12 protein-coding genes are annotated in these 12,006 nt (G+C 66.7%); 6 read left to right on the top strand and 6 right to left on the bottom strand.

The window, feature by feature from the left end; all coding sequences use genetic code 11:
* The first annotated feature begins 29 nt into the window (after positions 1-29).
* From kbl to moaD, 6 genes are all read left to right on the top strand, one after another.
* Positions 30-1,235 (top strand): glycine C-acetyltransferase, encoded by a 1,206-nt coding sequence (gene kbl / locus ACEN9H_RS15415; protein WP_413675460.1) that lies wholly within the window; start codon positions 30-32, stop codon positions 1,233-1,235.
* A gap of 99 nt (positions 1,236-1,334) precedes the next feature.
* Positions 1,335-2,297, top strand: coding sequence for an NAD-dependent epimerase/dehydratase family protein (locus tag ACEN9H_RS15410; RefSeq protein WP_413675459.1), 963 nt, complete (start codon positions 1,335-1,337; stop codon positions 2,295-2,297).
* A gap of 34 nt (positions 2,298-2,331) precedes the next feature.
* Positions 2,332-3,708 (top strand): L-serine ammonia-lyase, encoded by a 1,377-nt coding sequence (locus ACEN9H_RS15405; protein ID WP_413675458.1) that lies wholly within the window; start codon positions 2,332-2,334, stop codon positions 3,706-3,708.
* Positions 3,709-3,854: 146 nt separating this feature from the next.
* Positions 3,855-5,336 carry a threonine synthase gene (thrC, locus tag ACEN9H_RS15400; protein WP_413675457.1) on the top strand — a complete coding sequence of 494 codons (1,482 nt, stop codon included), beginning with the start codon at positions 3,855-3,857 and terminating at the stop codon, positions 5,334-5,336.
* Positions 5,337-5,359: 23 nt separating this feature from the next.
* Positions 5,360-6,568: a gephyrin-like molybdotransferase Glp gene (glp, locus tag ACEN9H_RS15395; RefSeq protein ID WP_413675586.1), complete on the top strand. Its 1,209-nt coding sequence runs from the start codon at positions 5,360-5,362 to the stop codon at positions 6,566-6,568.
* 8 nt (positions 6,569-6,576) lie between these two features.
* Positions 6,577-6,834 (top strand): molybdopterin converting factor subunit 1, encoded by a 258-nt coding sequence (moaD, locus tag ACEN9H_RS15390; RefSeq protein ID WP_056129482.1) that lies wholly within the window; start codon positions 6,577-6,579, stop codon positions 6,832-6,834.
* Positions 6,835-6,987: 153 nt separating this feature from the next.
* Here the strand turns inward: moaD and dctP are convergent, their stop codons facing one another.
* The 6 genes from dctP to ACEN9H_RS15360 form a co-directional block, all read right to left on the bottom strand.
* Positions 6,988-8,007: a TRAP transporter substrate-binding protein DctP gene (gene dctP / locus ACEN9H_RS15385; protein WP_056129480.1), complete on the bottom strand. Its 1,020-nt coding sequence runs from the start codon at positions 8,005-8,007 to the stop codon at positions 6,988-6,990.
* Positions 8,008-8,369: 362 nt separating this feature from the next.
* The gene (locus ACEN9H_RS15380) at positions 8,370-9,734 is read right to left on the bottom strand and encodes a M28 family peptidase (protein ID WP_413675456.1); all 1,365 of its coding nucleotides are present in this window, start codon (positions 9,732-9,734) and stop codon (positions 8,370-8,372) included.
* 111 nt (positions 9,735-9,845) lie between these two features.
* Positions 9,846-10,313 carry an MgtC/SapB family protein gene (locus tag ACEN9H_RS15375; RefSeq protein WP_056129476.1) on the bottom strand — a complete coding sequence of 156 codons (468 nt, stop codon included), beginning with the start codon at positions 10,311-10,313 and terminating at the stop codon, positions 9,846-9,848.
* 77 nt (positions 10,314-10,390) lie between these two features.
* Positions 10,391-11,341, bottom strand: a complete 951-nt coding sequence (locus ACEN9H_RS15370; protein ID WP_413675455.1) for an alpha/beta fold hydrolase — start codon at positions 11,339-11,341, stop codon at positions 10,391-10,393.
* Positions 11,338-11,541: a helix-turn-helix transcriptional regulator gene (locus ACEN9H_RS15365; protein WP_413675454.1), complete on the bottom strand. Its 204-nt coding sequence runs from the start codon at positions 11,539-11,541 to the stop codon at positions 11,338-11,340. Before ACEN9H_RS15365 ends, ACEN9H_RS15370 begins: the two co-directional genes overlap by 4 nt.
* The gene (locus ACEN9H_RS15360; RefSeq protein ID WP_413675453.1) at positions 11,538-11,939 is read right to left on the bottom strand and encodes a hypothetical protein; all 402 of its coding nucleotides are present in this window, start codon (positions 11,937-11,939) and stop codon (positions 11,538-11,540) included. The genes ACEN9H_RS15365 and ACEN9H_RS15360 overlap by 4 nt, the downstream gene beginning before the upstream one ends.
* Positions 11,940-12,006: the final 67 nt, after the last annotated feature.

Genomic DNA, 12,006 nt, shown 5'->3' with positions numbered 1-12,006 from the left:
CATTCGCCAACCGACAAGGACGAGGAAACATGAGCGATCAAGCATTCTATAGCGGCCTCCAGCAGAAACTCGACACGCTCAAGACCGAAGGCCTGTTCAAGCCCGAACGCGTGCTCGCCTCGCGCCAGGGCGCCGAAGTGGTCGCCGACGATGGCCGCACGCTGATCAATATGTGCGCCAACAACTACCTCGGCCTGTCGGGCGACCCGGAGACGCAGAAGGCGGCCGAAGCGGCGCTGCAGCGATACGGCTACGGGCTGTCGTCCGTGCGTTTCATCTGCGGCACGCAGACGGTGCACAAGGAGCTCGAGAAGAAGCTGTCGGACTTCCTCGGCACTGAAGACACGATCCTGTACGCGGCCGCCTTCGACGCCAACGGCGGCGTGTTCGAGCCGCTGTTCGACGAGAACGACGCGATCATCTCGGATGCGCTGAACCACGCGTCGATCATCGACGGCGTCCGGCTGTGCAAGGCCGCGCGCTACCGCTATGCCAACAATGACATGGCCGACCTGGAACAGCAGTTGCAGGCCGCGACGGACGCGGGCAAGCGCCACAAGATCATCGTCACGGACGGCGTGTTCTCGATGGACGGCACGATTGCGCAACTCGACAGGATCGTGGCGCTGGCCGAACGATATGGCGCGCTGACGATGATCGACGAGTCGCACGCGTCCGGCTTCATGGGCAAGACGGGGCGCGGCACGCACGAGCACTGCGGCGTGATCGGCAAGATCGACATCATCACGGGCACCCTGGGCAAGGCGCTGGGCGGCGCGATGGGCGGTTTTACCTCGGGCCGCAAGGAAGTCATCGAGACCTTGCGCCAGAAATCGCGTCCGTACCTGTTCTCGAACACGCTGGCGCCGATGATTGCCGGCGCGTCGCTCGCGGTGCTGGACCGCATCGGCAAGTCGACCGAGCTGCGCGACCGCCTGCACGAGAACACCGCCTATTTCCGCCGCGAGATCGAGCGCATCGGCTTCACCATCAAGCCGGGCACGCACCCGGTGGTGCCGGTGATGCTGTTCGACGCACCCGTCGCGCAGAAATTCGCGGCCCGCATGTTCGAACTGGGCGTGCTGCTGTCGGGCTTCTTCTACCCGGTGGTGCCGATGGGGCAGGCGCGCGTGCGCGTGCAACTGTCGGCCGCGCATACCCGCGAACAGCTGGACAAGGTGCTGGGCGCCTTCGAGCAGGCCGGCCGCGAACTGGGCATCATCAAGGCCGCCTGACCGCGCCGCCAGGACCATCGATCGACCGGATGCGCCGCCCACGAAGCGAAGCGCCGGGAACCGGCTCACGAAGCCGCACAAAGAGCAAGGAAAACAAGCATGGAACGCATCCTCATCATCGGCGCCAACGGCCAGATCGGCAGTGAACTGGTCACCGCCCTCGCGCAGCAGCACGGCGCGGCCAACGTGATCGCGGCGGACATCGGCACGGACAATATCTACGGCGCCGCGCGCTACGTCCGTGTCGACGTGCTCGACAAGGACGCGGTGGCCCGCCTGATCGTCGACGACGACATCACCCAGGTGTACCAGCTGGCGGCGCTGCTGTCGGCCACGGGCGAGAAGGCGCCGTTGAAGGCGTGGACGCTGAACATGGACGGCCTGCTGAACATCCTCGAGATCGCGCGCGAACGGGGCGAAGCCGGCAGGCCGCTGAAGGTCTTCTGGCCGTCGTCGATCGCCGCGTTCGGCCCGAACACGCCGAGCGAATCCACGCCGCAGTACACGATCATGGACCCGACGTCGATCTACGGCATCAGCAAGCTGGCCGGCGAGCGCCTGTGCGAGTACTACCATGCGAAGTATGGCGTAGACGTGCGCAGCATCCGCTACCCCGGCATCATCAGCTACAAGTCGCCCCCGGGCGGCGGCACGACGGACTACGCGATCGCGATCTTCCATGCGGCGCTGCGCGGCGAGACGTATGAATGCTTCCTCGGCCCGGAAACGACGCTGCCGATGATCTACATGCCGGACGCGATCCGCGCCACCATCGAGCTGATGGACGCGCCGGCGGAGCAGGTCGTCATCCGTTCCTCGTACAACGTGGCCGGCGTGTCGTTCAACCCGCGCGAACTGGCCGCCGCGATCCAGAAAAAACTGCCGGCGTTCCGTATCGCGTACCAGCCGGACAGCCGCCAGCAGATCGCCGATTCCTGGCCGAAGAACCTCGACGACAGCCGCGCGACGGCGGACTGGGGCTGGAAGGCGCGCGTCAAGGTCGACGAGATGGTCGACGACATGCTGGCCAATGTCGACGTGAACATGAGCAAAGCGGCCTGACCGCGCCACGACAAGAACAACAAGGAGACTGCTCATGGACATGAGTGTATTTGATCTATTCAAGATCGGCATCGGCCCATCCAGCTCGCACACCGTCGGCCCGATGGTGGCCGCGCGCCGCTTCCTCGTCGAATGCGGCCCGCTGGACGAGGCGGTCGGCATCGAAGCGCATCTGTATGGCTCACTGGCGCTGACGGGCGTCGGCCACGCCACCGACAAGGCCGTGATCCTCGGCCTGATGGGCGAGACGCCGCAGGACGTGGACCCGGACGCGGTCGAGGACAAGCTCGCGGAAGCGGAACTGGACGGCGTGCTGAACCTGCTCGGCACGCAGCCGGTGCCGTTCACCCGCGCCACAGGCCTCGTGTGGCACAAGCAGTCCACGCTGCCGGACCACCCGAACGGCATGCGCTTCGTCCTGAAGCTGGCGGACGGCAGCGTCATCGAACGCATCTATTATTCGGTCGGCGGCGGCTTCATCACGGCGCCGGGCGAAACGCAGACTGCGCGCGAGACGGTCGCGGTGCCGTTCCCGTTCTCGACGATGCGCGAGCTGCTGGAGCAGGGTAGCCGCGACGGCCTGACGATCCCCGCCATGCTGCGCGCGAACGAGTGCGCGCGCATGGCGAACGACGCGCTGGATGCGGGCCTGGACCGCATCTGGGCCGTGATGCGCGGCTGCATCGAACGCGGCCTCGTCATGGAAGGCGAGTTGCCGGGTGGCCTGAACGTCAAGCGCCGCGCGGCGAAGCTGTGGCGCCAGGAGCGGGCGGCGCGCAACGCGACGAACCACCTGCCGCACGACGCCGTCAACCAGGTCAGCCTGTACGCGATGGCCGTCAACGAAGAGAACGCGGCCGGCGGCCGGGTCGTGACGGCGCCGACGAACGGCGCGGCCGGCATCATCCCGGCCGTGCTGCGCTATTACGCCGAGGATTGTCGTCCGAGCGATGCGCGCCGCGGCATCCACGACTTCCTGCTGACGGCGGCCGCGATCGGCATGCTGTGCAAGAAGAACGCGTCCATCTCCGGCGCGGAGATCGGTTGCCAGGGCGAGGTGGGCGTCGCGTGCGCGATGGCGGCGGCGGGGCTCGTCGCGGCGCTGGGCGGCACCAACGGCCAGATCGAAAACGCGGCCGAGATCGGCATCGAACACCATCTGGGCATGACCTGCGACCCGATCGGCGGCCTCGTGCAGATCCCGTGCATCGAGCGCAACGGCATGGGCGCGATCAAGGCCATCACGGCGGCGTCGCTGGCGATGAAAGGCGACGGGACGCACTTCGTCAGCCTGGACGACGTCATCGAGACGATGCGCCAGACGGGATTCGACATGCAGGCCAAGTACAAGGAGACGTCGCTGGGCGGCCTGGCGATCCACGTGGTGACGGTGAATCACGCCGCGTGCTGATGCAAACGGTGGGCTTTCACGCCCGCCGCATTGCAGTGCATCATTTTCCAACGAAATAACAAAACAATATTCGGTAAAAAGACAATATTGCTCGTCCGGACTATAATAAATATCCAACGCCAGCCAACCCCGATCTTTTCTATCGTATGCAATATGTGTCCACCCGCGCAACGAGCGCGTCCGCAGCACGTAATCCCCAACAATTTTCCGACATCCTGCTGGGCGGCCTGGCGCCGGACGGCGGGCTGTATCTGCCCGAACAGTACCCTCAGGTCACCGGCGCCGAACTCGACGCCTGGCGCAAGCTGTCCTACGCGGAACTTGCGTACGAGATCCTGCGCAAGTTCGCGACCGACATTCCGGATGCGGACCTGAAAGCCCTCACGGCGAAGACGTACACTCCGGAGGTCTACAAGAACGCCCGCGCCGACGAGTCCGCCAGCCAGATCACGCCGCTGCGCGTGCTGGAACAGTCGCCGGAACGCACGCTGATCCTGCAAGGCCTGTCGAACGGCCCGACCCTGGCCTTCAAGGACATGGCGATGCAGCTGCTGGGCAATCTGTTCGAATATGCGCTGGCGAAGAACGGCGACGAGCTGAACATCTTCGGCGCCACGTCCGGCGACACGGGCAGCGCGGCCGAATACGCGATGCGCGGCAAGCGCGGCATCCGCGTGTTCATGCTGTCGCCGCACAAGAAGATGAGCGCGTTCCAGACCGCGCAGATGTTCAGCCTGCAGGACCCGAACATCCACAACATCGCCGTCGAAGGCGTGTTCGACGATTGCCAGGACATGGTCAAGGCCGTGTCGAACGACCTCGAATTCAAGGTCCGCCAGAAGATCGGCACCGTGAACTCGATCAACTGGGCGCGCGTCGTGGCGCAGGTCGTGTACTACTTCCGCGGCTACCTGAGCGCGACGACGTCGAACGACCAGAAAGTGTCGTTCACCGTCCCGTCGGGTAATTTCGGCAATATCTGCGCCGGCCACATCGCGCGCATGATGGGCCTGCCGATCGCGAAGCTGGTCGTCGCGACGAACGAGAACAACGTGCTGGACGAATTCTTCCGCACGGGCGTGTACCGCGTGCGTAAATCGTCCGAGACGTACCACACGTCGAGCCCGTCGATGGACATTTCGAAGGCATCGAACTTCGAGCGCTTCGTGTACGACCTCGTCGGCCGCGACGCGGACCGCACGCACGCGCTGTTCCGCAAGGTCGACACGCACGGCGGCTTCGACCTGTCCGGCGCGCCGGGCAGCGACGGCGACGAGTTCAAGCTGGTCGCGAACTATGGCTTCCAGTCGGGCTGCTCGACGCACGACGACCGCCTCGCGACGATCCGCGATGTGTTCGACGACTACGGCATCACCATCGATACGCACACGGCCGACGGCATCAAGGTCGCCCGCGAACACGTGGAACCGGGCGTGCCGATGATCGTGCTGGAGACGGCGCTCGCCGCCAAGTTCAACGAGACGATCCTGGAAGCGCTGGGCACCGATGCCGCCCGTCCGGCCGGCTTCGAGGACATCGAAACGCTGCCGCAGCGCTTCGTCGTCATGCAGCCGAACGTCGCCGAGATGAAGCAGTTCATCGCGGCGCATACGGGGCTCGATCAGTGAACCAGCCTGCGCGCAAGCCCCTGATGCCGGTGCGCGAGGCGCTGGACTTCCTGCTGGCGGCGGCGCGTGCCGTCGACGGCGTCGAGGACGTCGACACGCTTGCCGCCAACGGCCGCGTGCTCGCCTGCGACCAGGTGTCGGGCTTGAACGTGCCGTCCGCGGACAACACGCAGATGGATGGCTATGCCGTGCGCGCGGCCGATTGCGCAAGCGGATCGGCCACGTTGCGCATCGCCCAGCGCATGCCGGCCGGCACCGTCGGCCAGCCGCTGGAACCGGGTACCGCCGCGCGCATCTTCACGGGCGCGCTGATTCCGGAAGGCGCGGATGCCGTCGTGATGCAGGAACAGTGCGAGGCGAACGGCGACCAGGTGACGATCAAGCATGCGCCGCAGTCGGGCGAGTGGATCCGCCGCGCCGGCGAGGACATCGTCGCCGGGTCCGTGATCCTGCCGGCCGGTACGCGGCTGCGCAGCCAGGAGCTGGGACTGGCTGCGTCCGTCGGTCTCGCGCGCCTGCCCGTGCGCCGGCGCGTGCGCGTGGCCGTGTTCTTCACGGGCGACGAGCTGGCGATGCCGGGCGAGCCGCTGGCGCCGGGCGCCATCTACAACTCGAACCGTTTTACCTTGCGCGGCCTCCTCGAAAACCTCGGTTGCGAGATCAGCGACTACGGCATCGTGCCCGATTCGCTGCAGGCCACGCGCGACACCTTGCGTGCCGCGGCCGCGCAGCACGACCTGATCATCACGTCGGGCGGCGTCTCCGTCGGCGAGGAAGATCACATCAAGCCGGCCGTGGAAGCGGAAGGGCGCCTGGACATGTGGCAGATCGCCGTCAAGCCGGGCAAGCCGCTGGCGTTCGGCGAAGTGCATCGTGAAGGGTCGGGCTCCGCGTTCTTCCTGGGCCTCCCGGGCAATCCGGTGTCGAGCTTCATCACGTTCCTGCTGTTCGTGCGGCCGTTCCTGCTGCGCCTGCAGGGCGTCACGGGCGCCATGGCACCGAAGGCGATCCCGCTGCGCGCGGATTTCGACTGGACGAAGCCGGACCGCCGCAACGAATTCCTGCGTGCCCGCGTCAACGACGCCGGCGGGCTGGATCTGTTCCCGAACCAGGGCTCCGGCGTGCTGACGTCGACGGTATGGGCCGACGGCCTGATCGACAATCCGCCGGGCCAGGCGATCGCGAAGGGCGACATCGTGCGCTTCATTCCGTTCGCGTCGCTGCAGTACTGAGAGATGTCATGAAGATCAATCTGCGATTCTTTGCCAGCGTGCGTGAAGCGCTGGGCACGTCGGGCGAGTCGGTGGACCTGCCTGCGGACGTGGCGACCGTGGGCGCCGTGCGTGATTTCCTGATTGCGCGCGGCGGTGCGTGGGCCGACGCCCTCGCGCACGAGCGCGCGCTGCGCATGGCGTTCAACCATGTGATGTGCGAAGCGGGGACGCCGGTGCAGGAGGGCGGGGAAGTTGCGTTCTTCCCGCCAGTTACGGGCGGCTAAACGGCGCGGGTATGCGTCACCCCGCTGCCAATCAGCGTCACCCCCGCGCAGGCGGGGGCCCAATTTAGCTTGCAGTACTGCACGCTTGACGGTTACGCGACGAAATTGGGTTCCCGCCTTCGCGGGAACGACGGAGTCAGGTTGTGCGGCCGCTCAAACGATCGTCTTCTCCGCCAGCGCCAGCAGCTTCGCGCAATTCGCATTGCGCTCCCCATAGTCGCGCCACGCCGTCGCGCGTGCGAGCTCCTGCCATTTGCGCAGCGAGTCCTGGTTCAGGTCGACCGTGCGGCCGCCGGCACCCTGGAACAGCGCGGCCACGGCCGCATCGTCCTGCTGGGCCGATTTGCGCGCGAACGCTTCCAGGTCGGCACCCACCGCCAGCAGCACGGCCTGCTGGTCCTTCGGCAGGCGCTCGAAGGCGGCGCGCGACATCAGCAGCGGTTCCAGCATGAACCAGTAAGTGCCGCCGCGCGCGGTCGTCACGGATTTGCTCACTTCGTCGAGGCGGAACGAGATCAGCGACGACGACGACGTCATGGCCGCGTCGAGCTGACCCTTCTCCATCGCGCCCTTGATGTCGTTCGACGGCAGCGTGACGACCGTGGCGCCGGCTTCCTTTAGGATCATGTCCATTTCCGGCGAGCCGCCGCGCACCTTCAGGCCGGCCGCGTCTTCCGGGTCGACGATCGGCTTGCCGCGCGACGCCATGCCGCCGGCCTGCCAGATCCAGCTCAGCATGATCAGGCCCTTGTCGGCCAGCACGCGATTGAATTCCTTGCCGATCTCTTCGTTCTTCCACGCATAGCCCTGTTCGTACGAGGTGACGAGACCCGGCATCAGGCCGATGTTCACTTCGGGCAGGTCGGCGCCGGCGTACGACAGCGGCACCAGCGAGATGTCCAGCGCGCCCTTGGCGAGGGCGGGGATCTGCGCATCGCTCTTCATCAGGGTGGAGCGGGGGTAGATCGAGAATTTGACTTTGCCTTTGGTCCGGCGCTCCGTCTCGGCCGCGAACATGCGGCACAGGCGGTCGCGGAAATCACCTTCGGCGACACTGCCGCCGGGGAATTGATGGGAAATCTTGAGGTTCGTGGGCTGGGCCCATGCAGCGTGCAACAAGAGCGGACTGGCCGCAATTCCAACCAGCATTGTCCTACGGGTGATAACCGACATACACATCCTCCAAGATGATATTACGGACTACCTTACGAATCGTGGACGCCTCTTGACGACCGCCATGGGCGTACATCGTTCGAGCTTTTTACATTTTTTGTAGCCTATAAGAATAGGCTCAGCAGTGGCCTTGTCAAGAAAATATTGCGGCCAAAAAACCATGCGGCGCAGCATAAACACCGGCTGCATAAGGGCGCCGTCAAGGGCGCAGTATCGCGCCGCAGAGTCGAGGAGGTTTGCGCTGGATCTGAAGTGCGGCGTGCTGCGGCGCCGCGAATGTGACATCCGCCGCCAGGCGGTCGGCGGCGTTTTTTGACAGATCATGCAGGGTGGGACATGCGCCCTGCATGACCGGGGGAGGATCAGCGTGCGGGGAACGGATACGTCGCCGGGCTCACGTTGCCGTCCTTGTCGACGGCCTGCACGCCGAACAGCAGGTTGTCCTTGGACAGGTCGACGCGGTACGTCGTCACGTTGCCGACGAATTTCGATCCCTGCCACTGCGCTGCGGTCGTGTCGCGCCACACGATGCGGTAGCCGGCCAGGTCGGGCTCGGCGTTCGCCTTCCACACGAGGTCCGTGCCGTTGTCGAGGTTCGCCGTTTTCACCTTGACGTCCTGCGGCGCGGCCGGCGCCAGCGCCAGCGACGCGAGCGACGCCGCGTTGACGCGCGCGACCTGGGCCACGTACTCCGGATCGACGTATTCGACGAGGTCGCCGATCTTCCTGCCGTTCTCCGTGCGCAGGTCCTGGTGCTGGTGGTTGAAGTCCTCGTGCGGTTCCGTGAAGCGCACGGCCGCGTAGCCGGCGTCGAGGAACGGGCTGTGGTCGCCGCCGCGCAGGTAGCGGTCGCGCCGGTAGATGATGTTCACCTTGAAGTTCGGGACGTAGCGCTCGCCCGTTTCCTTCACGTGGCGCGCGAGCTGGCGCGTGATCGAGTCGTTCTCGCCGCCCGTCTGGAGCAGAGTGCGCAGCGCCGGCGTCGTCTCCTTCACGGGCGGGACGCCTTCCGCGAACAGGCGGACTTCCGCGTTATCCAGCTTGCCGCTCTCGTCGTGCGAGCTGCCGATGATGTCGTTGTTCAGCATGCCCGCGATGTTCATGCCGGCCGCTTTCGCCTTCGCCGCGTAGTCCCCGGAGCCGTACAGGCCTTGCTCTTCCGCCGCGACGGTCATGAACACGAGCGACGCGTCGAACTTGTGGCGCGACATTACGCACGCCATCTCGATGACGGCCGCGGTGCCCGAGGCGTCGTCGTTGGCGCCCGGCGCGTCGGCCGTGGCATTCATCACGTCCGTCACGCGCGAATCGTAATGGCCGCTGACGACGTAGTAGCGGTCCTTCGACGCCGGCTGCGTGCCGGGCAGCGTGGCGACCACGTTGACGATCTCGGTCGGGCGCGTGATGCGGTTGGCGACGGGATGGACGTGGCTCTGGAACTGTACCTCCAGCTTGCCGGCGCCGCAGCGTTCCAGCTCGGCCTTGATCCAGCGCCGGGCGGCGCCGATGCCGCGCGTGTCGGACGCCGTGTCGGACATCGTGTGGCGCGTGCCGAAGCTTACGAGTTTTTCGACGTAGGCGTGGATGCGCTGCGGCGAAATCTCGCGCACGATCGCGTCGACGTCGGCCTGGCGCGCGGGCAGCGTGGCGTCCGTGAGCGGCGCGGCGTGGGCGCCGGCGCCGAGCAGCAGCAGGATGGGGAGGGCGGTCTTGTGAACGGGATGCATGGGACTCCTTGGGCCGGTTGGGCTTTTTATGTGATGGACGACGTGCGGATGCGCGGGCGTCGCCGCCATGCACTGTACCCGACGGCGGCCAACCGGGAAATCTTTACACCGTCAGGTCTTGGACCAGCGCCGCAGGATGGCGAGAATGACGAGGGCGAACAAGGTCGACAGCAGCGCCGTCGCTTCGCGGCCCATGCCCGCCGCGACGCCGAGGGCGGCCGTCAGCCAGATGCTGGCCGCCGTCGTGAGGCCGCGTACGTCGTTGCGGTCGCGCTGCTTGAGGATCGCGCCGGCGCCGAGGAAGCCGATGCCGGCCGTGACGCCCTGCAGCACGCGCGACAGGTCTTCCATCTTCATGCCCGCCTGCAGCGGGATCAGGACGAACAGCGCGGAGCCCAGCGACACGAGCATGTGCGTGCGCAGGCCCGCGGGCGCGCCGACGGATTCGCGCTCCCAGCCCAGCACCCCGCCGAGGACCACCGCCACCAGCAGGCGCACGACGATGCGCACGATGCTCGCGCCGTCGCCGATGTCGGTGAATTCCTCGCGTACCGTGCCCCACACGTCGTCCCAGCTCATGTCATCTCCTTCCTGCCGTCTCCTCGATGGCGATGATGGTCATGATGCCAGCCCGGGCCGCCCGGCGGCGCACGCGCTTACAGCGTATCGAGGAAGGTGCGGATCGCGGCGGTGACGGCCTGCGGCTGGTCGAACATCGCGAAGTGGCGCGACGGCGCGATGGTCGCCACCTGCAGTTTCGGCGTGCCTTCCATCAGCGCGCGGTAGTAGTCGGCCTTGGCCGCGGGCGTGAGACCCTGCTGGCTGCTGTCCAGGTCCAGGTAGGGCACGATCGCCAGCACCGGCGCCTGGATCGCCTTGAGGCCGGGGCGCAGGTCCACGGTCACGACGTCGGCGGCCCACGTGCCGACGGACGCCGGATCGCTGCGCGCCGTCAGCTGGGCCAGTGCATCGGCCCTGGCCATGTCCATCACGCCGATCGTGCGCATATAACCCTGCTGCTGCTGCGCGAACCGCTCCGGCGGCTGGTTGCCCACCTGGGCGCGCATGCGCTCGGCGAATTGGGCGCGCTGCGGCGGCGTCATGTCTTCCGCGCCGGGCATCACGGGCAGGCCGTCGATGCTGACGATGCCGCCGACCAGCGCCGGCTTGTCCTCGCCGACCGCGAGCGCGAGGATGCCGCCCAGGCTGTGGCCCACGATGACGGGCTTGTCGAGCCGGCGGCTCGCGATCAGCTCCTCGACGGCGGCGCGCGCGGCCGCGAACGGCGCGGGGCCGGCCGGCGGGCGGCCGTCGAAGCCGGGCAGGGTCAGGACGTAGACGGCGTGGTCGGGCGCGAAGGCGCGGATCGTGTCCTGCCACACCCAGCTGCCGCTCGCCAGACCCGGGATCAGGATCAGCGGGCGTCCCTTGCCACCGTGTCGCTCGACCAATACGCCACCCACTTCGAAGCGTTCGGCCGGCGCGATGGTGGCGGCGTAGCGGTTGGTCGCCGGCGCGGCGTCGGCGGCGCGGCTGTGATGGGCGGTGCTCATGCACAGCGTGACGACGATGGCGGCGAACAGTGTTTTGTTGCGTAAGAGGTTCATGCGGTCTCCTGGTCGGGGAAGAAGATGGTTTCGATCGGTTGTCCGAACAGCCTGGCCAGCGCGAAGGCCAGCGGCAGGCTCGGGTCGTAGCGGCCCGTCTCGATGGCGATGACGGTCTGGCGCGAGACGTCCAGCAGCTCGGCCAGGTGCGCCTGGCTCCAGCCGTGCGCCGCGCGCAGGTCGCGGATGGCGTTCTTCATGATTCGACGGCCCGGCGGGCGCGCAGCGACAGGATGGTGCTCGCGACACCCCAGCTGACGCCCATCACCATCCACACGCTGAACATCGACAGCTTAGGGAAGCCCGCCGTCTCGAGGAAGCCGTAGCTGAACGTGACCGCGCCGGTGATCCCGAACGCGAGCGTCAGGCTTTCCAGGAGACGCATGCGCTGGTATTCGTCGATGCGGGCCACGTGGCGGGCGATGGCGCGGATCATCAGGCAGAAACCGATCATCGGCGACAGCAGGACGACAGTGCGCAGGACCCCGCCGTCCAGCGGGCGGCCGTACCGGATCGACGCGAGCAGCAGTACGACATACACGACGATGGCCGTCAACAATTCGCTGCGGTAGGCCCGGCCGACACGCTTCTCATGCATCGCACACCTCCTCATGTAAAGTATGCTTTACATCGTAGGTCGCGTGCAAGGCGATGTCAAGCTTCCT

The sequence above is a fragment of the Massilia cellulosiltytica genome (genome assembly GCF_047325105.1).
Taxonomy (GTDB): domain Bacteria; phylum Pseudomonadota; class Gammaproteobacteria; order Burkholderiales; family Burkholderiaceae_D; genus Telluria; species Telluria orientalis.
Note: the sequence above shows the minus strand (reverse complement) of the source record. Positions and strands in the feature narration are given on the sequence as shown.

Bases quoted from the DNA above. Each gene is read 5' to 3' on its own strand.
- kbl (WP_413675460.1), top strand. From the start codon at position 30: ATGAGCGATCAAGCATTCTATAGCGGCCTCCAGCAGAAACTCGACACG.
- ACEN9H_RS15410 (WP_413675459.1), top strand. From the start codon at position 1,335: ATGGAACGCATCCTCATCATCGGCGCCAACGGCCAGATCGGCAGTGAA.
- ACEN9H_RS15405 (WP_413675458.1), top strand. From the start codon at position 2,332: ATGGACATGAGTGTATTTGATCTATTCAAGATCGGCATCGGCCCATCC.
- thrC (WP_413675457.1), top strand. From the start codon at position 3,855: ATGCAATATGTGTCCACCCGCGCAACGAGCGCGTCCGCAGCACGTAAT.
- glp (WP_413675586.1), top strand. From the start codon at position 5,360: ATGCCGGTGCGCGAGGCGCTGGACTTCCTGCTGGCGGCGGCGCGTGCC.
- moaD (WP_056129482.1), top strand. From the start codon at position 6,577: ATGAAGATCAATCTGCGATTCTTTGCCAGCGTGCGTGAAGCGCTGGGC.
- dctP (WP_056129480.1), bottom strand. From the start codon at position 8,007: ATGTCGGTTATCACCCGTAGGACAATGCTGGTTGGAATTGCGGCCAGT.
- ACEN9H_RS15380 (WP_413675456.1), bottom strand. From the start codon at position 9,734: ATGCATCCCGTTCACAAGACCGCCCTCCCCATCCTGCTGCTGCTCGGC.
- ACEN9H_RS15375 (WP_056129476.1), bottom strand. From the start codon at position 10,313: ATGAGCTGGGACGACGTGTGGGGCACGGTACGCGAGGAATTCACCGAC.
- ACEN9H_RS15370 (WP_413675455.1), bottom strand. From the start codon at position 11,341: ATGAACCTCTTACGCAACAAAACACTGTTCGCCGCCATCGTCGTCACG.
- ACEN9H_RS15365 (WP_413675454.1), bottom strand. From the start codon at position 11,541: ATGAAGAACGCCATCCGCGACCTGCGCGCGGCGCACGGCTGGAGCCAG.
- ACEN9H_RS15360 (WP_413675453.1), bottom strand. From the start codon at position 11,939: ATGCATGAGAAGCGTGTCGGCCGGGCCTACCGCAGCGAATTGTTGACG.